Raw genomic sequence first — 23,430 nt, 5'->3', positions numbered from 1 at the left:
TACTATGATATATTAATATAATACTTTAGCACTTAAAAGCGTTTAAGCAAGATAGTAATAACTTTATAAATAAAGGTAGGACAAAATGGAAAATAAACATCATGAACTAAAAAAAGGATTATTGCCAAGACATGTTCAGTTTATAGCATTAGCTGGCATGATTGGTACAGGAATTTTCAAGGGTAGTTCCGATACGTTAAATATTGCAGGACCTAGTGTTATCTTTACCTATCTAATTGGGGGGCTTTTATTATTTATCGTGATGGCTGCTTTAGGAGAGATGGCGATTGCTTTCCCCAATCACAATGTACAGCTACTTCTTTATCGAGCATTTGGTTTTAAGCTGTCGTTTATTACGGGCTGGTTATATTGGATTAACTGGACCATTGTCATCACCGTTGAATTATTAGCTGCAGGAAGTTTTCTGCAATTTTGGTATCCATCTACGCCGTTATGGCTTCTTAGTTTGATATGTGCGGCCGTAATTATTGCCATCAACTTATTCCCTGTAAAATATTATGGAGAGCTCGAGTTTTGGTTTGCAGGGATTAAAATAATCGCTTTAGTGGCTTTTATCATATTAGGTGCTTTCATTATTTTTGGTATTCTGCCTAGTGATATTGAGGAACCTTTAGCAAACTACACTGCGCATGGCGGGTTTTTCCCTCATGGTATTGGCGGAATGCTTAGTGCATTTTTAGTTGTTATGTTTTCATACGGCGGAGCTGAGTTAATTGGGGTAGCGGTCACCGAGACTAAAGATGCAGAGCGTGTCATGCCAAGTATCATTAAAGGTGCAGTATGGCGGGTTATTATTTTTTATATCTTCCCTATTTTAATTATTTGCGGTATTATGCCTTGGAATTCTGTTACTGGTCAAGACAGTCCATTCGTTCAAGTTTTTAACATTACGGGACTGCCAGGTGCAGCACATGTAATGAATTTTATTCTATTAACAGCTGTTCTTTCAGCGGCCAATTCTGGGATATACGCAACATCGAGAACGCTATTTTCAATGGCCAAAAGCGGAGTGGCTCCTGAAGGGTTAATGAAAACCTCTAAAAATGGGATTCCCATTATCGGGCTTATGATTACCACTCTTTGTCTTTTAGTTGGTGTTTTCCTAGCTTATATTAGTCCTAGTAATATTATTAGTTACCTAATGACTATTCCTGGTTTCACCATTATGCTGGTTTGGATTGGGATATGTTCTGCCCATTTAAAGCTTAGACCACAGTATAAGGTTAAGCCTTCTTTTCAGGTTAAATGGTTTCCATTTACAACAATCATCGCCGCAGTAGCGTTAAGTCTCATCTTTATTGGGTTTATTTTAACTCCAAACAATTTAATTGGTTCGACCGTCTCCCTTATCATAGTGGGAATGCTGGTAGTTCTATCATTCATAGCAAAAAAGAAGTGATATCCATTCCTTTGGGTATCACTTCTTTTTCTATAGCTATTCGTCTTCTTTAAAAAGCTCATGAAGAAATCTCTTTCTGTTTTCTAAAAAATATTTTGTTATGCTGTAATGGTCTGTATCTTCATAGTTTATCTTTGAAATTTCACCATTGTCGAAGCTATAGATGTCTGCTTCCGGATACCCCAATAGTATAGGAGAATGAGTGGCAATGATAAACTGTGAATCACCTTGTGTTTCGAGGTCATGAATGATTTTCAAGAGGGTTAATTGCCTTGCAGGAGATAATGCAGCCTCCGGTTCATCTAACAGATAAATGGCTTCCCCATTAAATCGATTTAAAAATAGTGACAAAAAGGATTCTCCATGGGATTGTTGTAACAATGATTTTCCACCGTAATCTTTAAATCCATTCTCATCCACCTCATCAATATGGGTAGCAAAATGATAAAATGATTCTGCACGTAAAAAGAAACCATTTGTTACCTTTGGCATCCAGGAAAGCCTTATGAATTGGCTAAGCTCAGAATCTGTTTCATACACATCATAAGAATTATTTCTTCCGCCTCCAGCTGTATTAAAGCAGCATTTGTCTGCTATTGCCTCTAATAAAGTTGATTTCCCCGACCCGTTTTCTCCTACAAAAAAGGTAACGTTCCTGTCTATTTTAATCTCATCTAGGCTCTTAATTGCTGGTATCGAAAAGGGATAGAGGTTAAAGGTTTGAATCTTTTCTTTTAATAATGTCACTTTTTTTAAGAACATACGATTCTCCTACTTATTAAAATCTTATGAATTCCATTTTACACCATCAACGCAAAAAACAGCCTTACTTTTTAGTAAAGCTGCGTACTTTCCTTTTGGCCACCATTCGACATATAAAAGCGATCAGTAAAATCGTCATTTATTGGATGTTCTTGCCATAAAAAATTTCATCCATCTCAACCTTTATTCTCTCGGTAATTTCAATTAACTCATCTGGTTGTAATGTTTCTTTTTTATAGCCAAATAAATAGTTGTTTAAATCAAATTCCCGAAGCTTACATTTTGTATGGAAAATATTTTCTTGATACACATTTACGTCAATCATGTCGAATAGTTCGCCAACGTCTTCAGGAATATAATTCTGAATCGAGCTGATCTCATGATCAATAAATAACTTATATCCATCCTTATCTCTTGTAAAACCACGGACACGATAATCTATTGTCATGACGTCCGTTTCGAAAGAACGAATCAGATAATGCAACGCTTTAAGCGGAGAAATCTCCCCACAGGTCGAAACGTCGATATCTGCCCTAAAGGTACTAATTCCTTCATCAGGATGATATTCAGGGTATGTATGAACCGTGATATGGCTTTTATCTAACTGCATTACCACCGATTCTGGCAGCGGTCCAGGTGACTCTTCAAAATGCTCTGAAGGCGCATTTTCAACCGGTCCCTCTGAGACAAGCAGTGTTACACTCGCACCAGCTGGTTCAAAATCCTGGCTCGCTACATTCAATACATGTGCTCCAATAATATCAGATACATGCGTTAGGATTTTTTGTAATCTTTCTGCACTATATTGTTCATCAATATACTTTAAATATGCCTCACGCTCTTCTCTCGATCGTGTGTAACAAATATCGTACATATTAAAACTTAATGACTTGGTCAAATTATTAAAACCATGTAATTCAATGGTTTCTTTAGGTGTCAGTTTCATGTGACCTTCCCCCTTTTATATTTTCAAAACGTGGGATTCTGTAGTAAATATTTTTAGATTACCCATTTTAATAAATTGTTACTTACATTTATCAAACTGACCTTATTTATAATTATTATAATTTAATATTTACTTTTAATTAATATGTGTTATAATTAAACCAGATAAGAAATTAGGAGGTATGAAACAATGACACAAACATTAACACTAGAACAAGTAATGAATCAACAACTCGCAAACTGGAATGTATTATATACAAAACTTCATCGCTTCCACTGGTATGTGAAAGGACCACACTTTTTCACTTTACATGCGAAATTCGAGGAATTATATGAAGAGGCAGCAGGAACGATCGATGAATTAGCTGAACGATTATTAATTGTAGGTGGAAAGCCAATTTCAACCTTAAAGGAGTACATCCAATTTGCCTCTATTGAAGAAACTCCTGAGAACCTGACGGCAGAAGAAATGGTACAAAATGTTGTTCATGATTTCTCCCAGCTTATCTCTGAGTTAAAGGAAGGTAAGATGGTTGCCGAACAGAGCAATGACGTGGTAACAAGTGACATGTTCACAGAATTAATCGAAAAACTAAGTAAACACAATTGGATGTTAACATCCTTCCTACAAGCATAAAAAGGACAAGGCACGATGCCTTGTCCTTTTCCTTATGTTTACTTTATTTCACCTGGTAGTCCCTCAGTAATTCTATCTCTTCATCCGTTAGTTCTCTATACTCCCCTAGTTCAAGTGTTTCATCTAGAGGTAATGGTCCCATAGAAATCCGTTTCAGGTAAACAACTTTCTTTCCAACGGCTTCAAACATTCTTTTGACTTGATGGAACTTCCCTTCGGTGATCGTCAGTTCGATGTCTGAACGCATACCAGATTTCAAAATTTTGAGCTCACCTGGTTTTGTTTCGTACCCATCATCAAGGGTAACTCCCTCTGCAAAAGCCTTTATGTCTTCATCCGTTACCTCTTGGTCTATCACTGCAAAATAGGTCTTCGGAACATGTTTTTTTGGTGATAACAGCTTATGAGCCAATTGACCATCATTTGTAATCAGTAATAAGCCTTCGGTATCCTTGTCCAATCTTCCGACTGGAAACGGCTCATATACTTGGTCCTCTAGTTCCAATAAATCAATAACTGTCTCCTGAGCGCTGTCCTCTGTTGCTGACAATACGCCTTGTGGTTTGTTCATCATTAAATAGATAAATTCTTTATATTCAATTACATCACCGTTTAAGGTAACAATTTGATTATTTGAATCTACATGCTGTTTTGGGTCTTTTACGACCACATCGTCAACTTTAACAGCTCCGCTTTTTAAAAGCTGCTTTACTTCTTTACGGCTGCCAAAACCTAAATTAGCGAGCATTTTATCGATTCTCAAATCGTAATCCTCCTTCATTTTTTTAGGAGTTTAATTGGTCAATCTTAATTTCCGCTTAATTCGGTCAACCCTATCACCGAATAGTCTGTTTACAAGTCCGGATTTTAATCCTAGGTAAAAATAGATGACAGCTCCTACACCTGCGCAAGCAATGATTATGACTAGTGATTGGAACTTAGACTCCGGAGTTAGAACGAACAATAGGAGCTGATAAACAATTTCGGTCCCAGCCCACATAATTCCAGCAAAAATAACGATTAACAAGCTCCTTCTCCAAACAAATAAAAATGGATATTTTGCATAATTCTTAATAACAAGTAATTGAATCACGATCGCTCCGATGTATCCAAGAGCTGTTGCGTATACAGCACCTTTTGTTTCAAACATCGTAATTAGCGAAATATTAAGCGACAATTTAATAAGCAAACCTACTAACAAACTTAATACTGTCCATCGTTGTTCATTGATTCCCTGCAAAATGGAACTCGTTACTAAAAATAAAGAAAATAGAATTCCAACTGGGGCATAGGCTCTTAGTACTTCGAATCCAAGTTCTTTATGCTCATAAAATATCGTGTAGATCGGCTCTGCTAAAATAGAAAGTCCGATTGCTGCCGGCAGTGTTAAGAACAATAAGACTTGAAAGGTTTGATTTAATTGCTGTTTTAACGCTTTCCGATCACCTTCAACAAATGCCTTCGTGATACTTGGAACAAGAGCCAATGAGAAACCTGTCGCGAGAGATACAGGGATAATCACAATTTTATGGGATTCAAAATTTAGAATAGAGAATGCAGCCTCCGCTGCCTTATAACTATTACCAATCTCCTCCATTGCACGGGTAAAAGTCACTTGATCAATCGCTTGAAATAATGGATTGGCAACCCCAACAAATACAAACGGTGCTGCATAGATAATAATTTCTTTATAAATTTCCATTAACGATACTTGTGCAGTTCCTTTATCGTGTTGGAGAAGCTCGTCTAAATGTGGTTTTCGTTTATACCAGTACCAAAATAAAACCACCAAACTGCCAATTGCCCCAACAAACGCAGCAAAGGTCGCAACACTTACGGCTGTTACAATACTTCCATTTAAAAAATTTATGACGATATAGGCTCCTGCAAGTGTGAAGGTAATCCGAACAATTTGTTCCACCACTTGAGATACAGCGGATGGTCCCATTGATTGATGCCCTTGAAAAAATCCTCTTATTAAACTCATAAACGGGATAACAATCAATGCAAAACTTACCGCACGAATAACCGTGATGATATCGTTTACCCTTGATTCGACATCATCTTTTTCGGAGATAATCATGTCAGCTATTAACGGTGCTGAAAAATACAAAATTAAAAATGAAACGATTCCCGTTAAAAGCATCATCACTAGCCCAGATTTGAACAATCTCCGCCCAACAGCATATTCTTCTAGTGCATTATACTTTGAGATAAATTTTGAAACAGCAAGCGGTACACCCGCTGTGGCTATACTTATAAAGATCGTGTAGGGTATGTAAGAATACTGGTACAGTGCTGTTCCTTCTGAGCCTACAATTTGATAAAAGGGTATGACATATAATAAGCCAAGTACCTTGGAAATAATGGTACCCAATGTTAAAATAAATGTTCCTCTTATAAGCTTTGACGACATAAAATTAGGATCCCTTCCCAGTGAAGAAAAAGTTTGTGTGTATATGAGCAATCTTTAGGAAAACACAATTTTGCACACTATTAGTAGTTTACAACTCTTTTTGCTTCGATGCCACTCACAGCCGTGCTAAATTTCGTAAAATATGTTTATAATGGTAGAATGTGCAGGAAATGAATTTACATGAAGTTGGTGGATGTATGCAGTACGATGTTGTTGTAATCGGCGGTGGACCCTCAGGTCTAATGGCTGCGATTGCGGCTGGAGAAAAGGGGTTAAACGTCCTATTAATTGATAAAGGAGACAAGCTTGGAAGGAAGCTGGCGATTTCCGGAGGCGGCCGCTGTAATGTCACGAATCGTCTCCCTGTTGAGGAAATCATTAAACATTTGCCTGGTAACGGGAAATTTTTATACAGTGCTTTTTCAATATTTAGTAATGAAGATATTATTAAGTTCTTTGAAAGATTGGGGATTGCCTTAAAGGAAGAGGACCATGGCAGGATGTTCCCGGTTTCGAATAAAGCCCAGTCAGTGGTCGATGCCCTTTTGGACCAATTAGAAAAGCTTAAGGTGAAGGTATACACCAATAGCCCAGTTGCGGATGTTGTTTATAAAGATGGTCATGTTTCTTCTGTCAAATTAAAAAACGGCACTGAAATTGAAGCAAAATCTGTTGTCATAGCAGTCGGCGGTAAATCAGTTCCTCATACTGGCTCTACTGGTGACGGCTATGCTTGGGCTGAAAAAGCCGGTCATACCATTACGGAACTGTTTCCTACTGAGGTGCCTGTCACCTCAAATGAACCCTTTATTAAAAATAAATCACTCCAGGGTCTGTCATTACGGGATATTGAGTTAAGTGTCCTGAATCCAAAAGGAAAAGCGATTATTACCCACAGGATGGATATGATTTTTACCCATTTTGGACTTAGTGGTCCAGCAGTCCTTCGCTGCAGTCAATTTGTGGTGAAGGCAATGAAAAAATGGAAGTTACACGAGGCCACCATGAGTCTTGATGTAATCCCAGATAAAAAAGAAGAAGAGTTTTTTCAAGAAATTGTGAAGCTCGTAAAAAGCGAGCCGAAAAAAAGCATAAAAAACACATTAAAAGGGCTTGTCCCGGAACGGTATCTTTTGTTTCTGCTGGAGCAAAATGAAATTGATCCGTCAGAACAGGGCGCAACAATTTCAAATGAGAAAATTCGCACCTTTGTGAAAAGCTGTAAACAATTCTTAATTAAAGTAAATGGCACCTTACCGTTGGAAAAGGCATTCGTAACCGGCGGCGGCGTTTCCGTTAAAGAAATTGAACCGCAGACAATGGGATCAAAATTGATGGGTGGTCTCTACTTTTGCGGTGAGATTCTTGATGTCCATGGGTATACAGGTGGATACAACATTACCTCAGCATTGGTTACAGGTCGGCTTGCCGGGACCAATGCAGCTATTTCTGCAAAGAAATCATATCAGGCCTGATCATTGTTATCAGGCCTTGTAAATAATCATTGCTGAAAAACAATAGATTTGATCTTCCTCTTCATCCTCTGGTAATGCTGCTACGTTATATTTAATATCCAGCAATTTCTTTTCATCAAGTCCCCTTAAAAAGCGGTTCATTTCCTTCTCTAAATCTTTTTCATGCTCACGGTCGAACAATTTAACCTGAATCATTGGACTCCCTCCTTTGGGTCTTCTAACATTCTTCCCACTTTTTCTGAAAATTAAAAATTATATGCATAAAAAAACGATTCCTCTAATGGAATCGTTTATTCTACCTCTCCTGGCCATGCAAGCATTCCGCCAATCATATTACGAACTTTATAGCCTTGTTCCTGCAGGTAGTAGCATACATTTCCACTACGATGGCTAGAACGGCATATAAAGATATATTCTTTATCTTTGTCAAAAAAGTCGAGGTTAGCAGGAATCTCGCCCATTTTGATATGTTTGGCACCAGGAATCATTCCTTGTGCTACCTCTTCATCTTCCCTGACGTCTACAAGCTCAAGTTTTTCCCCTTCTTCGAGCTTTTTCTTTAATTCTTCTGGCGTAATAATCTGAATTTCTTCCATAATTCCACCCCTATTTAAGGGTTCCCCCCTGTTGTACAGGGGGATTCCCAATTAATTAGCTACAATATTAACAAGTTTACCAGGAACAGTGATCACTTTGCGAATCGTTTTACCTTCGATTTGTTCTTTTACTCGTTCATCATCCATTGCGATTCCTTCTAATGCCTCTTTACTGGCATCTGTTGGTACAAGTAATTTAGTCTTTACCTTCCCATTCACTTGGATGACAATTTCAACTTCATCATCCACTAATTTCGCTTCATCATATGCTGGCCAAGTTTCATATGCAATGGTACCGCTAGACCCTAGCTTCTCCCAAAGTTCTTCAGCAACATGAGGAGCTACTGGGGCAAGCATTTTTACAAAACCTTCCATGTAGTGCTTTGGAAGAACAGTTGCTTTATATGCTTCGTTAATAAATACCATCATTTGTGAAATCGCGGTATTAAATCTTAAGCCTTCATAATCCTCGGTTACCTTTTTCACTGTTTGATGGTAAACCTTTTCTAAATTAGAGGCGTCTTCATTCTCTAGTATTTTTGGATTTAATTCTCCATTTTCCTCCACCATCAAACGCCAAATCCGATCAAGGAAACGTCGGGATCCATCAAGACCATTTGTAGACCACGCAATCGAAGCGTCAAGTGGTCCCATAAACATTTCATATAAACGAAGTGTATCTGCACCATGGCTGTCAACGATATCATCAGGATTTACAACATTACCTTTTGATTTACTCATCTTTTCATTGTTTTCACCAAGAATCATTCCTTGGTTGAACAGTTTTTGGAATGGTTCTTTTGTTGATACAACGCCGATATCATAAAGGACCTTGTGCCAGAAACGAGCGTACAATAAGTGAAGAACAGCGTGTTCTGCCCCGCCAATGTAAACATCAACAGGAAGCCAGTGTTCTAATTTTTCTTTTGAAGCAAGTGCTTGATCATTTTTTGGATCAATATAGCGTAAATAATACCAGCAGCTTCCTGCCCATTGCGGCATTGTATTTGTTTCGCGACGTCCCTTCTTACCGGTTTCTGGGTCCACGACGTTTACCCAATCTTCGATCACGGCAAGCGGTGATTCTCCCGTTCCAGAAGGCTTAATATTGGTTGTTTTCGGTAACGTTAACGGCAGCTGATCTTCAGGAACGGCAGTCATCGTACCATCTTCCCAATGGATAATTGGAATCGGCTCACCCCAATAACGCTGGCGGCTGAACAGCCAATCACGTAAACGGAACGTTACCTTCTTCGTACCAATTCCCTTTTCTTCCAACCAGGTAATCATCTTAGTGATTGCTTCTTCTTTATTTAACCCATTTAAGAATTCAGAGTTAATGTGCCCGCCATCACCTGTATAAGCTTCAGTTTCAACACTTCCTCCTGCTACCACTTGCTTGATCGGAAGGTCAAATTGTTTTGCAAACTCGTAGTCGCGCTCATCATGTGCCGGTACCGCCATTATTGCACCAGTACCATAGCTTACTAATACATAATCAGCAATCCAGATTGGCATTTTTTCGCCATTTGCAGGATTGATAGCATAAGCACCAGTAAAAACACCTGTTTTTTCTTTCGCAAGATCTGTTCGCTCAAGATCACTCTTCGTCTTTACTTTATCTAAATATGCATCAACTGCTGCCCGCTGCTCTACTGTTGTAATTTTATCAACAAAGGAATGTTCAGGAGCAAGCACCGCATATGTTGCACCAAAAAGGGTATCAGGACGAGTGGTAAACACAGTAAATGTTTCATCATGTCCATCAATAGCAAAGGTTACTTCAGCACCCTCAGAACGGCCAATCCAGTTGCGCTGCATTTCTTTAAGACTCTCTGGCCAGTCAAGCTCTTCTAAGTCCTCTAGTAAACGATCACCGTAAGCAGTAATTTTTAGTATCCACTGCTTCATTGGTCTTCGTTCAACTGGGTGACCACCGCGCTCACTCTTACCATCAATGACTTCTTCATTTGCCAATACCGTACCAAGAGCTGGGCACCAGTTAACCGCTACTTCATCAATATACGCAAGTCCCTTTTCCCAAAGCTTCAAGAAAATCCATTGCGTCCATTTATAGTATTCCGGATCGGTTGTATTTACTTCACGATCCCAGTCGTATGAGAAACCCAATGATTTAATTTGTCTGCGGAACGTGTTAATATTCTTTTCTGTGAATTCTGCTGGGTCGTTTCCAGTATCTAATGCATATTGCTCTGCAGGTAAACCGAATGCATCCCAGCCCATTGGATGTAGAACATTATACCCTTGCATTCTCTTTAGGCGTGCAAGAATATCTGTAGCGGTGTAGCCTTCAGGGTGTCCAACATGCAGTCCTGCTCCCGATGGATATGGAAACATATCTAATGCGTAGAATTTTGGTTTATCAAATTCTTCACTTGTTTTAAATGTCTTTTCTTCTTCCCATTTCTTTTGCCACTTTTTCTCGATATGCTGATGATCGAAACTCATTGTCAGTTCCTTCCTTCTCTAAAAAATTCAATGTGTTTAATTGGCCTGTTGATTTGCGCTCCAGGCACTTCGCTTTCCGCGGGCGGTCCAGGGAGCCTCCTCGGCGCTTAAGCGCCTGCGGGGTCTCCCCCTGCCCCGTCCTCCCGCAGGAGTCTTCGTGCCTTCCGCGCGCAAATCAACAGGGTGCAAATAACAACATTCAGCTTTAAAACACAGCCAAAAAATTAAAAAAACCCCTCATCCCAAAAAAGGGACGAGAGGATTGTCTATGTATCTTCCCGCGGTACCACCCACATTAGTGTTGTAAAACACTCGCTTCATTCATCCTTAACGCGGAATACGGCAAACATTACTATCTATGTTCATGTTTGCAACTCATAGGCGAGTTCATGATGTACCCGATTGACTTTCACCATCCGTCAACTCTCTAAGAAACAGGTATAATTCACTACTACTCCTAATCACTGTCATTCATTATAAAAAGTATTACGGTTATTGTAATAAATTTCCCGTCAGTATGCAAGTAAACATTCACCCAAATCAGTATGTCCTATAGTAATTATTTTTAAACAAATAAAAACCGGACTCATCATGAGACCGGCAGATTTTTATCTAATAATTTTTTTCTTGATTTTAAAATACGATCATACAAAAAGGTTGTTACAATCGCGATAAAGAATAAGCCAATTAAGACAAGGAATAGTGCTGACATACTGTACAAATCGACGAGCATTCCGCCAAGTAAAGGTCCAATCATTCTTCCCCCGGTAGCAGTACTATTAACAATTCCTTGATAAAATCCTTCACGCCCTTTTGGCGCTAGGTCAAATGCAATTGTAGGTACTGCCGGCCAAATAAACATTTCCCCAATGGTTAAAATAATTATCGCTACTAGAAATCCTGAAAATGCGCTTGCATTTCCTGCTATAAGGAATGAAACAATAAAAATAGCAATCCCGATCAGGATTTGTACCTTTAGGGTGGCAGCAAGACGCTTAAGCAAGCCATTTAATAATGGCTGGCCAAGAACAATTAATGCACCGTTTATCGTCCATAGGAGGCTGTATTGCGATAATGATATATTAATTTCCTGAGTATAAGAAGCAATCGTTGTCATCCATTGAACGTAGCCAACCCAGCATAGCAAATAACCTGAACATAAAACCAATAATGCATAGAGATTTTTTCGGCCTTTTACAAGGGCTCCGTCCTGAAGGCTATTCGCTTGTTTCGCCGATCCGGTGGAAATCCCTTTATAGCCAAAAACAGCGATTAGGAAAAAGATTATATACATAACTGTGTTAGCAAGGAAGATTAATTCAAATGAGTAATCCGCAAGAATACCGCCAAGTGCGGCTCCGACCGCTACCCCAACGTTTTGAGCGATATATACAGCGTTAAAGGCTTTACGTCCGCCTTCCTTCCAAACCATTCCAGCCATCGCATACATGGCTGGGAAAGTGACTCCACTGCCAAATCCAATAATAGTAAGGAAAATAATATATTCCGGCCAGCCATGCCAGAACGTTAACCCAATTAGGGCTGAAAGGGAGATACATATTCCTAGAAGTATAGATTTATAGCCGCCAATTTTATCAAAAAGACTGCCGCCGTACAGATTTCCAATAACACTCGCTGCGGAGTTTAACATTAATACAACCCCAGCCATCGATAACGACTTCCCTAAATGATCGTGAATATAGATGGTATTTAAAGGCCATAAAAAAGAATTGCCTGTTACATTCACTGCCATCCCAATAATTAAGAGCCATAAGGCACGCGGCATGAAAAACGCTCCTTTACAATAACAATAACAAGTTCCAAAAATATATTTTAGACCCATTCAAGAATCCTGACAATCTTTTTCTTTAAGCTGTTTAAATAATAATCTTGTATTATTGAATAAAATTACATAAAGCGAAAATTTAGTTTATTAAAATAACAATGCTATCACCAAAAAGAAAAGCCCTTCAATGAAAAAGGGCTTTGGCTTCGGTATCTATCTCTTTTTCTTTTTTGCTAGGTCGGCGGCTGTAGGTTTATTTTTAACTGCTGCTTTTTCTACCGTAATCTGTACATGGACATGTTTGTCATCAACCTGATTAACACCAGTGACTTTCCCTTTACGACCTTTAATGGTAACCGGTTCATCAAGAGCTGGAACATTTCCAAGAAGCTGATTTAATATCTCTACTTTGTTTTCGAAAAAGTGGACAACATACATGAGCCTCACCTATTTCATAATGGATTTTCCTTATAAAATATTTAATTTCCATCCATTTTAGACCAATACCAAATAAGTTTTATTGACAGCGAGACGTAAATTATTCAAAATAACTACAGAAAACACTGTTCCTCAAATAGAAACAGTGTTTTCTACAACATCAATTATGGACTCTTTCCAAACATCTCTTAATCCTTCTTAGCGGGACGATTAGGAAAATGGGTTAAAAGGGTCTATTTTTTTACTGCTGGCACTACTGGCTGCTGAGCAGGGAAGTAGCTGTTAACGGCATGATCCTTTTTCTTCTCATTTACCGTTTCAGCTTGAACGACTGCTTTCACTTTTTCAATTTCAGCCTTAACTTCTTCTATGCTTACACCTTTTTTCACTAACTCTTCTGTTGCAAGAGAAATTGCATTGTTTGATTGTACAACTGATTCTCTTAACGAATCCATAGAACCCTGTGGATTGTGGAAACCTGAAGAGTTTTCTGCCGCAATAATATCCCAGAACCATTGACCTTTACGTACAAATTCTTGAGCCTGCTTAATCTTGTCTTGGCTGACTCCTGAAGTAATCATCTTATTAATATAATAGTGTGCTGTGGTTGAAATATCCTGTGCCTCATGTAGTGCACTGACGTTAGCTTCTTGAATTTCGAGAACACGGTCTTTTAATTTATCAAGATCACGATCACCATGACACTGTCCACAAGATGTATCCATTGCCTTAAGAGGTGAGGTCCAATAATGTGATGTGATTTTTCTTTTTCCATCTACACGCTCATATGGCATATGACAGTCCGCACAGGATACATTCGCCTTACCGTGGGTTCCGGAAGTATGAGTTTCATATTCAGGATGCTGAGATTTTAACATTGGTGCTCCAGAGATATTGTGAACCCAATCCTTCTCAAACCCTTCATCTTTAGCAACCGTATTATAGTATTCATACATTTCTTCTGGTTTAAAGCCCTCTGACCATGGGAAAGTAACTTCACTGTTATCAGCTGCAAAATAATACTCTACATGACACTGGCCGCAAACATAGCTTCGCATATCATTTTTAGTTGGATTAGAGGCATCTACTCCTTGTGCCTCTAATGCTTTGTAGAAGCTTGGTCGTGTTACGCGTAAGTCCATTGTTTCGGGATCATGGCAGTCAGAACATCCAATTGGTGAGTGTCCCATTGCTTCCCCTTTTGGCCAAATCTCTTGATTAAAATTGGCTCCCCAATAATCGTCGCCCATTTCTTCAATCATTTTAGGGACTGCTGTGGATTTACACGTATAACAAGAACCAACAGATTTATCGGTAATCCGCTTAACATTGCGAATATCTTCAAGAGCATAAACGTGCCCTCGTTCTTCATTATACTCTGTTGCAAACCCATAACCATTGAAAAGAACCGGAAGTAAAGGCTCTTTATCTGGATCATACTTACTACGTTTCATAGAACCTCCGTAAGTAGTATCTTCCATCTTCTCATTTTTCATATAGCTATTATATTGAAGTGGAAATAACTCCTTAAAAGCTTCATTGCTTATTTCATCCTTAGAAAGGCCTGTTTTCCCCGTCGCTTCCTTAGCACTTGCCGTTTTTTCACCTGCGTTCTCACTGGAATTGCTGCAGCCAGTAATGATGAGTACAAATACTAGTAGAAGGAGGTATGCCCCATAACGGAACCTATTCATTCTTAAAATCCTCCCTTATTTTTTAATAGTTCACCGGACTTAGGCGGCTGATCATAACTATCATCTTTGAAGTCGCTTCCATGAGGTACAGTCTGGTGACATGACATACAGTTTTCTTTCGCGTCATGTGAGACATTATCAACGGTGCTCTTATGACACTCTGCACAGTTTTTATTAATAACCCTCAATGTCCGTGTTGTCGCATAAATTCTGTCCGGAATATCTTCAGTACCCAGGGTGTTATAAAAAATATGTGTCATCCCGGCGCGGCCCTTAAAAAATAATTTCCCCACCTCACTCTCATGTGGTAAATGGCAGTCATTACACTGCAATTCTGCATGAGTGGAATCCACAAATGACGTATACACAGATTTCATGGTATGACAGTTTTGACAAAAACCAGGTGAATCTAGGTAAGCCATAGTTTTAACAGTTCCAAAAGAAAAGAGTACGCCGGCTAAAAGAGCACCTAAAAGTAAAACTCTTTTATCAATTGCCAGTAATTTTTTAAACGATTTTTTTAACATCCTTTCACCTCCCACAATATAGATCTCTATTTCTCTCTAATTTATTGAACAAAGTACTTTTGTACTTTATTGCCAAAAGGAATGATCTTGCAACGTTAATAATTGTTCCTGCGTTTTCTTTTAACAAAATAAGCAAGACCTGCTGCTAGTAAACCTACTCCACTAACAGCTGCAATAGAAAGGAAAGCAGGATTTTTCTTATTTTTGAAAGAATCAATTGGTTGTTGTTCTTGTTTGTCCATCATCTCAATAGCAGGCTTCGTTTCATTTCGTTCATACGTAAGTGTGAAACGTTTCTCCTCTCCAGCTTTTACACCTTGAAAGAAATAGGAGTAAACTCCTTCCTCATCTGCGTGAGTCTTTTTCTCTTCAGGTGCCGGAGTAAGCACTACCTTTTTTGCATTAGGGGGTTGTATAAATGAAATATTGAATAAATCTATGTCTGCAAAGCTTTTAAACAGGTATAAAAGTGTTTTCTTTTCTTTGTCGACCTTTATGGTATCTGTATAAAATTCAACAACAAATTTATAAACATCATTTGGTTGAATTTCTTCGCTTGTTGTCCAAGAAATAGTTCCTTTTTCTTGGTCGATTATGTACTCAATTTCAAACACCTTCGATAAATCACTGGAATAATCAGCTACATAGCCAATCCGAAAATTATTTTCTTCCATAGGCAGTGGAAGTTCAACTTGGCCCTTTTGCGGCTGTTCTGAAAGATTCCTCATGGTTCCTTGATAGCCAATTAATAGCGGGGGATGAACTTTCTTGCCATCCTTGGGATGGTAAGCAAATTCCGGCATTACTTTTATTGAAAGTTCCTCCATTTTTAAGATGTTTTGATACTCACCGGATGTAACTGCCGGATTTAATAGCAGCAAAAAGCACAGGAGTATATTTATGGTCAGCCATAATTTTTTCATCGCAGTTGCTTCCTTTCACTTGTGAATTTTTTGTGAATGCATTCACAAGATTCATCATTACTAACGCACATACGGTCGATAATTCTTACTTTATTTATCCCATGATACCCAAACCCATTCTGTGACCAAAATCACAAAAAGATAATGAGTTATTTCTAATTTGTGAACAGCAATATTACCTTATTATCACAGTGTTTTTATGGTTTTTTTATCACAAAAAGACCTTCAACAGGACGTTGAAGGTCTGATGGCGATTATTAAGATGATTGATCCTTTTCTTGATGGAACTTCGACTTTACCGGCTGGCCGCCAGTTTTTTCATATTTCTTTTTTGATTGTTTAACAAGATCAACATCCTGACCAAGCTCAAGATCCTGATTGTTATTCCCATTTCGGGTTTTTTGTTCAGGGTTTTGTTGTTTAGATCGCTTTTTCAAGAAAGATCTCCTCCTCTAAATGCCTGACCCTCTAAAATCATATTATTTTGAAGCTGCTGAATTTGAAGTCTCATCCGATGGAGTTGATCCCGCTGCTGCCCATTCGCACTATGTGCCATTTTTGCAATATCTTGATAGGTTTGTTCAAGCTGCTGTAAGGCGTTCGTGTAATCATCATTGTTGTAATGTTCTTGAAGGCTGCTTTCTTTTAATTGATCCTGTGCATAGCGAATAACATCCTCACATTGCTGTATTAAAGCATCCATTGAAGCACGAGTAGCCATCTAAGGACCCCCTTCTTTTTGGTAAAACACTTCCCTCAATGAGTCAAAGTGCTTCATATCTTATTTTGTTCTCTCTCCCTGTTCCTATAACGTGATAATTACTGGTAAACAATTCAGTTGGATAAGCGTATATTTTCGTGATAAAATTGATTTTATGCTTAAAAAAATGGCTGTTAAATTGGCCTGTTGATATGTGCTCCACTAAGGAATGCTTCTTGGATGAATCATCGCAGGGACAGGCGCTCTCTGCCTGTCCGGAGATGCTTCGCTTTCCGCGGGCGGTCCGGGGAGCCTCCTCGGCGCATAAGCGCCTGTGGGGTCTCCCCAGCCCCGTCCTCCCGCAGGACATTGAATTTCTTCCTCGAATCCGCCCACGCACGAAGAAAATGCGTTAGCATTTTCGAGGAGTCTTCGCACCTTCCGCACAAATCAACAGGGTGCAACTAAACAATTAGCTTTATCACAATAAAAATCTCAAAGGAGGTTTCTGAATTGACTCAGACCAACCCTTTTCCATATGCTACTGACGATAAACGTTACCATACATGGAACTATCACTTACGCCAGCAATTTGGCCATAAAGTTTTTAAGGTTGCTTTAGATGGCGGCTTCGATTGCCCAAACCGTGACGGTACGGTTGCACACGGCGGCTGTACTTTTTGCAGTGCCGCGGGTTCAGGAGATTTTGCAGGTGACCGAACAGATGATTTAGAGACCCAATTCCTTGAAATTAAGGAAAAAATGCATACAAAATGGAAAGATGGCAAATATATGGCCTACTTTCAAGCCTATACCAATACGCATGCACCTGTTGAAGTCCTTCGCGAAAAATTTGAAAAGGTTCTTAAACAGGAAGGAGTAGTTGGTTTATCGATTGCAACTCGTCCAGACTGTCTCCCAGATGATGTGGTTGAATATTTAGCCGAATTAAACCAAAGAACGTATCTATGGGTTGAGCTTGGCTTGCAAACGGTACATGAACGTACAGCATTATTAATCAATCGGGCCCATGATTTTCAATGTTATGTCGAAGGTGTTAATAAGCTTCGAAAACATGGCATCCGAATTTGTTCCCATATTATTAATGGATTGCCGCTTGAATCATATGAAATGATGATGGAAACAGCAAGAGAAGTGGCTAAGCTTGATGTCCAAGGAATAAAGATTCACTTGCTTCACTTACTAAAAGGCACTCCAATGGTGAAACAGTATGAAAAAGGCATGCTCAAATTTCTCGCTCAAGAGGATTATGTAAATTTAGTATGTGACCAATTAGAAATATTACCGCCAGAAATGATTGTTCATCGGATTACTGGGGATGGACCAATTGATTTAATGGTGGGACCTATGTGGAGTGTAAACAAGTGGGAAGTATTAAATGCCATCGACGCTGAGTTAAAAAGAAGAGATAGCTATCAAGGGAAATATTATCAAAAGAGTATAGTGAGGAATTAACCGTGAGGCTTGACCGGATACTCCCTTATGCAAAGAAATTACTTGAAAAAACTATAACTAGTGGTGATGTGGTAGTTGATGCAACGCTAGGAAATGGTCATGATACTGTTTTTATGGCTAACCTCGTAGGTGAAAATGGCACCGTTTATAGTTTTGATGTGCAAGAGGATGCCATTCGAACCAGTATAGATAGATTGAAACAACACGGGCTGGCAGACCGGGTCACCATTTTCCACAACGGTCATGAAGAGCTTTCCAATTTAATACCTAAAGAACATCATGGTAAGGTAAAAGCTGCGATTTTTAATTTAGGCTATTTACCAGGCAGTGATAAATCAGTTGTAACTAGACCTGAAACTACCATTTCTGCAATTGAGCAATTGCTTAAAATTATGGTACCAGAAGGAATAATTATCCTTGTGATTTACCATGGTCATACTGAGGGAGCAGTTGAACGGGACGCTTTATTGGCATATTGTCAGGATATTGATCAGAAGTGTGCGCATGTCCTTCAATATCGCTTTATCAATCAACAAAATAATCCCCCATTTATTGTTGCAATTGAAAAAAGATAAACCAGGCTCTGCCTGGTTTATTTATTTTAAGATAAGCCTTGTTACAAATGAAGGTATCCATTTTTGTACGGAACGATAGACCAGTCCGTTGATATAAAAGAAATAGCTGACTATCCCGCCAGTCTTTATGAGGCCTCTAGCTAGTCTTCGAACCTTTTTCTGTTTGCGAACCTTTCCATCCGATAAATAAATTCCTAACAGCCCGCGGTTAATGAGCTGGTGAAACTTTTTATGGGGCAGAAATTCAGTATGTCTGTCTGCTTCATGGACAAAATGATTTAAACGGTTAAACAGTGTTTCCTGATTCTCATAGTAAAAACAAAAATTCAGGTCGCCGCCTTCACGGTCTTCTTCTTGGTCAATAAAATAATCTAACAGTATATGAAGCCCTTGTATGTAGGGGAAATATCCTTTACGTATATTATCTGCATCCTCTGCCTGAAAATCTTCTCTCATTGCATATGAAATAAGACAAAATATCCCCAAGGTTGAACCCGAGCAAGCAGAAAATTCGTACCACTCCATTTCAGGAAGTTTATTTTGATGGACTTCAAACCATTTTTCTAATCGAGGTACTCTTTCTTCTTGAATTACATGCTTGTGTATTTGCAAGTCACAGTAATATTCGCAAAGCTCTAACAGGTACTCTTTTATCAAATGATAATGCTTCAGTTCTCCTAAAACAGATCTGCAGGTTTCTGCTAAATCATTTAAATAACCACCATCGTTCTGATCCTCACGAAACCGGTAATAATTTTTTGGTTCACTTTCAAGTGTAAGAGCATCCTGCATAGATTCATGGAGGGCTTCAAAGTCCTTTGGGTCAAGCGAAGTACTCCGGTCGCAAAGGTTATCTAAGTAATCACTAATGGTTTGATAAGCAACAATAAATTTTACTGCCTGTTTATACTGATCATTCGCCGTAAGCGCTAGAATCCCTCCACCTTCACAGTGAAAGGTTTTATGTTCAATACTCGCTAATGCCTGCGTTCTAAGCTCCTCATTAGGAATACTTTCTGCTCGGGACCTCCAAAACCTTAGCTCTTGATGAACAGCTGGGATGATTCGACGATATACTTTCGACATGAGTCTAATTGGCATCATGGAGACTATCTTCCCTTTCTTAAACAATGTAACCTATTGCTTTTAATTGGCTGATAACAAAATCCTTGGCGTACTCAAATATATCATCTCGTTCAGGTTCATTAAAAATTTCATGATAAAACTTTGGCCATTCTTTAAATCTTTTTTCTGATAGGGGTGCATGGTTAAACCAATCCTTTACAGGTATCTTATTAACAATTTTATCATCACCGGCTTGCATAACAAGCATTGGAACATCCTTTGTGCCTTCGATTGACAGGAAAGCCTCTTTCATAGCCTCGACCAACTCACGGTACCACCTAACAGAAACTTTTGTGATATAGAGGGTATCATCTTTATCTGCCTCAATAACATCTTGATTTCTGGTAGCCATATCAACGGTTATGCCTGAATTCATTTTGAATGAAGGAAAAATCACATTTATCCCGTATGATAGTATATCTAAAATTTTTGGGGGAGTATGGACTAAGCCTAAACATGGTGATGAGAGAATGACCCCTGCCAAGTCAAATTTTTCTTCCTGAAGCAAACGAATCGCAATTAACCCGCCCATACTATGGCCGAATATAAACACAGGTATCTCATAACGAAAGGCTGCTTTAACCCATTCCTTCACTTCACTTATGTACTCTTCAAATGAATCTATATGGCCTCTGCGGGATCTTGTTGTCATGCCTTGCCCAGGAAGATCGCCCATAATGACATGAAAACCAGACCCGCGCCACATTTCAATGAGCCAGCCATATCGTCTGTGATGTTCCATTGCACCATGAACCATCACGATTACGGCCTTCGCTTCCCCTTCTGCTTCCCACTTCCACATCGTTTTTCCCCCTAGAAAAATATTCTATTTAGTATAATATTAAAGTGAATATGTATTTCAGTCAAAAAGGAGCGACCCAAATGATTTATCCATACAAAGGTAAAAACCCAAAAATTGCTGAATCTGTATTCCTTGCAGATTTTACTACCATTACTGGCGATGTTGAAATAGGAGAAGAATCAAGCGTTTGGTTTAATTCTGTCATAAGAGGAGACGTCGCGCCTACAGTCATCGGTTGTAGAGTAAATATTCAGGACAACTGCGTTCTGCACCAAAGCCCAAATAATCCATTGATTTTAGAAGATGAAGTAACCGTTGGTCATCAGGTGACACTCCATAGCTGTATTATTCGAAAAAAGGCATTGGTTGGCATGGGCTCTATCATTCTAGACCAGGCCGAAATCGGGGAAGGTGCTTTTATCGGTGCAGGCAGTCTTGTACCCCAAGGCAAAAAAATCCCTCCTAATACATTAGCATTTGGCAGACCCGCTAAAGTTATTAGAGAATTAAATGAACATGACAAAAAAGAAATGGACAGAATCTATACAGAATATGCAGAGAAGGCTCAATATTATAAGTCTCTACAGAAATAATATCATTTAAAAAGCACCCATAAAATTTCTTATGGGTGCTTTCGTGGTTTAATTTTTCATAGTCAAGAGTTCTTTTTGTCCTGAAAAGGAGTATTTACCCTCCACATAAACCTGGTGCCATACCATAAAGATGAGCACGGTCCATATTTTACGGCTGTTATCCGCCTTCCCTTGACAATGGTCTTCAAGAAGTCTTAATACGTAAGGTTTATTGATTAAATGATCTGTGCTGCTTTCTCGAATAATCGTTTTTGCCCACTCATTCATTTCATTCTTCAGCCAATGGCGAATCGGCACTGGGAATCCGAGTTTCTTACGATTCAATACATGCTCAGGAACAATTCCTTCTGCTGCTTTACGTAAAATATATTTTGTTGTACCATTAGCTGTTTTCAAGCTAGTCGGAATTTTTGATGCTGTTTCAAAAACCACTTTATCCAAGAATGGAACCCGAAGCTCTAATGAATGAGCCATCGTCATTTTATCCGCTTTTAATAAAATATCGCCGCGCATCCATGTATGGATATCAATAAATTGCATACGATCAACTGGATCATAGCCCTTTGATTCAGCATAAAGTGGTTTGGTGATATCAGTGTAATCTAAACCTTCACGGTAAACAGATAGCAGGTCTCTTTTCTCTTCCTCTGTGAACATTTTAGCATTACCAATATAACGTTCTTCCATAGGAGTTACTCCACGCTCAATAAAGCTCTTCCCTTTCATTCCTTCAGGCATGATGTTTGCAATCCCTTTTAACAATACTTTTCCTACTCTTGGGATTTTATTAAACACTTCTAAATCCTGTGGTTCGCGATAAATATTATAACCGCCAAATAATTCATCGGCACCTTCACCAGAAAGAACAACCGTAACATGCTTTCTTGCTTCACGGGCGACAAAGTACAACGGGATCGCTGCAGGGTCGGCAAGTGGATCATCCATGTGCCAAATGATTTTCGGCAGTTCATTCATGTATTCCTGCGGTGTAATCACATAACTTATATTTTCTACCCCAAGTTTATCCGCAGTTTCTTTTGCAACATCGATTTCACTAAAACCATTTTGCTCAAAACCTACTGAAAATGTCTTAATGGCTGGATGAAATTGTTTTGCAATCGAAGCAATAATCGAAGAGTCAATACCGCCGGAAAGGAAAGACCCAACAGGTACATCACTTCTCATATGCATTTTAACTGAATCAATTAAAACATCTTGTATTTCTTTGATAAACTCTGATTCGGATTTTTGAACCGGGTTAAAATGTGCTTTCCAATATCTTTTAATTTCCATTGGAGCGCCTATCTTCTTTGTAAAATAGTGCCCTGGCTCTAACTTATAAATCCCTTTTGACATCGTGTTTGGTTCTGGGACAAACTGATACGTTAAATAGTGCTGAAGGGAATCATAATCTAAAACATCGTTTTCTAGCGCAAGAAGGATACTCTTCTTTTCAGAAGCAAAAAATGTTCTTTCCCCATCCTCAAAGTAGAAGTATGGTTTAATTCCGAAAGGATCCCTTGCACCGAATACCGTTTGTTCTTGTTTATCCCAAATCGTGAATGCAAACATCCCTCTCAGTTTTTCAACAGCCTTCTCTTTCAAATGGCTATATAAAGCGATAATAACTTCAGTATCAGAGTTTGTTGCAAACTGTAAGCCTTCTTTGAGCAATTCTTCACGAAGTTCTAGGTAGTTATAAACCTCGCCATTAAAAATAATCCAATAGCGCTCATCTTCATACGTTAATGGCTGATGCCCACATTCAATATCAATAATACTTAAACGGCGAAAACCGAATTGAATATGATCATCATAATAAAAACCATCATCATCAGGTCCACGATGGGTTATAATATCGTTCATGTTTTTGAATTGTTGTTTTTGCTCGTCACGAAAATGTTGTTCTTTGTCGTGTACACAACCAATAAAACCACACATTATGTACTTCACCTACTCCAATCTAAATATCCAAACTTAAAAAACATACTCTCTTATCCTACCACTTTTCATCTTAAAATGTCAGTGTGAAAGGTAGGAAAATTCAGGTATAAACAGTTTTCACCTAAAC

The 23,430-nt window shown here is 38.7% G+C and carries 23 protein-coding genes and 1 other annotated feature; of the genes, 6 read left to right on the top strand and 17 right to left on the bottom strand.

The window, feature by feature from the left end; genetic code table 11:
* Positions 1–85: 85 nt before the first annotated feature.
* Positions 86–1,420, top strand: a complete 1,335-nt coding sequence (locus tag F4694_RS21440; RefSeq protein WP_179601713.1) for an amino acid permease — start codon at positions 86–88, stop codon at positions 1,418–1,420.
* Between the two features lie 36 nt (positions 1,421–1,456).
* On the opposite strand, the gene F4694_RS21435 is transcribed toward F4694_RS21440, so the two are convergent.
* Together F4694_RS21435 and speD are read right to left on the bottom strand one after the other, a co-directional pair.
* Entirely contained in the window at positions 1,457–2,182 is a 726-nt protein-coding gene (locus F4694_RS21435; protein ID WP_179601711.1) for an AAA family ATPase, read from the bottom strand.
* 139 nt (positions 2,183–2,321) lie between these two features.
* Positions 2,322–3,128, bottom strand: coding sequence for an adenosylmethionine decarboxylase (speD, locus tag F4694_RS21430; protein WP_179601709.1), 807 nt, complete (start codon positions 3,126–3,128; stop codon positions 2,322–2,324).
* Positions 3,129–3,317: 189 nt separating this feature from the next.
* On the opposite strand from speD, the gene F4694_RS21425 reads away from it, so the two are divergent.
* Complete coding sequence (locus F4694_RS21425; protein ID WP_179601707.1) at positions 3,318–3,764, top strand: Dps family protein; 447 nt, start codon at positions 3,318–3,320, stop codon at positions 3,762–3,764.
* A gap of 43 nt (positions 3,765–3,807) precedes the next feature.
* Here the strand turns inward: F4694_RS21425 and F4694_RS21420 are convergent, their stop codons facing one another.
* Positions 3,808–4,527: a 16S rRNA pseudouridine(516) synthase gene (locus F4694_RS21420; protein WP_179601705.1), complete on the bottom strand. Its 720-nt coding sequence runs from the start codon at positions 4,525–4,527 to the stop codon at positions 3,808–3,810.
* A gap of 30 nt (positions 4,528–4,557) precedes the next feature.
* On the bottom strand, positions 4,558–6,180 hold the full coding sequence (locus tag F4694_RS21415; protein ID WP_179601703.1) for a putative polysaccharide biosynthesis protein: 1,623 nt from the start codon (positions 6,178–6,180) through the stop codon (positions 4,558–4,560).
* Positions 6,181–6,377: 197 nt separating this feature from the next.
* Between F4694_RS21415 and F4694_RS21410 the strand changes: the two genes are divergently transcribed.
* Positions 6,378–7,655: a BaiN/RdsA family NAD(P)/FAD-dependent oxidoreductase gene (locus tag F4694_RS21410; protein ID WP_179602039.1), complete on the top strand. Its 1,278-nt coding sequence runs from the start codon at positions 6,378–6,380 to the stop codon at positions 7,653–7,655.
* 9 nt (positions 7,656–7,664) lie between these two features.
* Here F4694_RS21410 and F4694_RS21405 read toward each other — a convergent pair whose 3' ends face one another.
* From F4694_RS21405 to F4694_RS21360, 10 genes are all read right to left on the bottom strand, one after another.
* Positions 7,665–7,850 carry a sporulation protein Cse60 gene (locus F4694_RS21405; RefSeq protein ID WP_179601701.1) on the bottom strand — a complete coding sequence of 62 codons (186 nt, stop codon included), beginning with the start codon at positions 7,848–7,850 and terminating at the stop codon, positions 7,665–7,667.
* Between the two features lie 95 nt (positions 7,851–7,945).
* On the bottom strand, positions 7,946–8,251 hold the full coding sequence (locus tag F4694_RS21400; protein ID WP_179601699.1) for a rhodanese-like domain-containing protein: 306 nt from the start codon (positions 8,249–8,251) through the stop codon (positions 7,946–7,948).
* A 51-nt stretch (positions 8,252–8,302) separates the two neighbouring features.
* Positions 8,303–10,720, bottom strand: coding sequence for a leucine--tRNA ligase (gene leuS, locus F4694_RS21395; protein ID WP_179601697.1), 2,418 nt, complete (start codon positions 10,718–10,720; stop codon positions 8,303–8,305).
* 246 nt (positions 10,721–10,966) lie between these two features.
* Positions 10,967–11,194, bottom strand: a binding site (T-box leader).
* Between the two features lie 115 nt (positions 11,195–11,309).
* Positions 11,310–12,506 carry an MDR family MFS transporter gene (locus tag F4694_RS21390; RefSeq protein WP_179601695.1) on the bottom strand — a complete coding sequence of 399 codons (1,197 nt, stop codon included), beginning with the start codon at positions 12,504–12,506 and terminating at the stop codon, positions 11,310–11,312.
* Positions 12,507–12,719: 213 nt separating this feature from the next.
* Positions 12,720–12,944: a hypothetical protein gene (locus F4694_RS21385; RefSeq protein ID WP_179601693.1), complete on the bottom strand. Its 225-nt coding sequence runs from the start codon at positions 12,942–12,944 to the stop codon at positions 12,720–12,722.
* Between the two features lie 233 nt (positions 12,945–13,177).
* Positions 13,178–14,638 (bottom strand): ammonia-forming cytochrome c nitrite reductase subunit c552, encoded by a 1,461-nt coding sequence (locus tag F4694_RS21380; RefSeq protein WP_179601691.1) that lies wholly within the window; start codon positions 14,636–14,638, stop codon positions 13,178–13,180.
* A 2-nt stretch (positions 14,639–14,640) separates the two neighbouring features.
* Positions 14,641–15,165, bottom strand: a complete 525-nt coding sequence (locus F4694_RS21375; RefSeq protein WP_179601689.1) for a NapC/NirT family cytochrome c — start codon at positions 15,163–15,165, stop codon at positions 14,641–14,643.
* A gap of 95 nt (positions 15,166–15,260) precedes the next feature.
* Positions 15,261–16,088: a hypothetical protein gene (locus tag F4694_RS21370; RefSeq protein WP_179601687.1), complete on the bottom strand. Its 828-nt coding sequence runs from the start codon at positions 16,086–16,088 to the stop codon at positions 15,261–15,263.
* 257 nt (positions 16,089–16,345) lie between these two features.
* Positions 16,346–16,525, bottom strand: coding sequence for a glycogen biosynthesis protein GlgD (locus tag F4694_RS21365; protein ID WP_179601685.1), 180 nt, complete (start codon positions 16,523–16,525; stop codon positions 16,346–16,348).
* A complete protein-coding gene (locus F4694_RS21360) occupies positions 16,522–16,809 on the bottom strand; it encodes a YtzC family protein (protein ID WP_179601683.1) in 288 nt (95 codons plus the stop codon). Before F4694_RS21360 ends, F4694_RS21365 begins: the two co-directional genes overlap by 4 nt.
* A 492-nt stretch (positions 16,810–17,301) precedes the next feature.
* Here F4694_RS21360 and F4694_RS21355 point away from each other — a divergent pair, with 492 nt between their 5' ends.
* Together F4694_RS21355 and F4694_RS21350 are read left to right on the top strand one after the other, a co-directional pair.
* Positions 17,302–18,264: a TIGR01212 family radical SAM protein gene (locus F4694_RS21355; RefSeq protein ID WP_179601681.1), complete on the top strand. Its 963-nt coding sequence runs from the start codon at positions 17,302–17,304 to the stop codon at positions 18,262–18,264.
* 2 nt (positions 18,265–18,266) lie between these two features.
* Positions 18,267–18,839 carry a tRNA (mnm(5)s(2)U34)-methyltransferase gene (locus F4694_RS21350; protein WP_179601679.1) on the top strand — a complete coding sequence of 191 codons (573 nt, stop codon included), beginning with the start codon at positions 18,267–18,269 and terminating at the stop codon, positions 18,837–18,839.
* Positions 18,840–18,860: 21 nt separating this feature from the next.
* Here the strand turns inward: F4694_RS21350 and F4694_RS21345 are convergent, their stop codons facing one another.
* Both F4694_RS21345 and F4694_RS21340 read right to left on the bottom strand, forming a co-directional pair.
* Positions 18,861–19,925, bottom strand: a complete 1,065-nt coding sequence (locus F4694_RS21345) for a tetraprenyl-beta-curcumene synthase family protein (protein ID WP_306458509.1) — start codon at positions 19,923–19,925, stop codon at positions 18,861–18,863.
* Between the two features lie 37 nt (positions 19,926–19,962).
* A complete protein-coding gene (locus F4694_RS21340; protein ID WP_179601675.1) occupies positions 19,963–20,766 on the bottom strand; it encodes an alpha/beta hydrolase in 804 nt (267 codons plus the stop codon).
* A gap of 80 nt (positions 20,767–20,846) precedes the next feature.
* Between F4694_RS21340 and F4694_RS21335 the strand changes: the two genes are divergently transcribed.
* Positions 20,847–21,359 carry a gamma carbonic anhydrase gene (locus F4694_RS21335; protein WP_179601673.1) on the top strand — a complete coding sequence of 171 codons (513 nt, stop codon included), beginning with the start codon at positions 20,847–20,849 and terminating at the stop codon, positions 21,357–21,359.
* Between the two features lie 48 nt (positions 21,360–21,407).
* On the opposite strand, the gene asnB is transcribed toward F4694_RS21335, so the two are convergent.
* Complete coding sequence (gene asnB / locus F4694_RS21330; protein ID WP_179601671.1) at positions 21,408–23,300, bottom strand: asparagine synthase (glutamine-hydrolyzing); 1,893 nt, start codon at positions 23,298–23,300, stop codon at positions 21,408–21,410.
* Between the last annotated feature and the right edge of the window lie 130 nt (positions 23,301–23,430).

The sequence above is a fragment of the Neobacillus driksii genome (genome assembly GCF_013409995.1).
Taxonomy (GTDB): domain Bacteria; phylum Bacillota; class Bacilli; order Bacillales; family Cytobacillaceae; genus Neobacillus; species Neobacillus driksii.
Note: the sequence above shows the minus strand (reverse complement) of the source record. Positions and strands in the feature narration are given on the sequence as shown.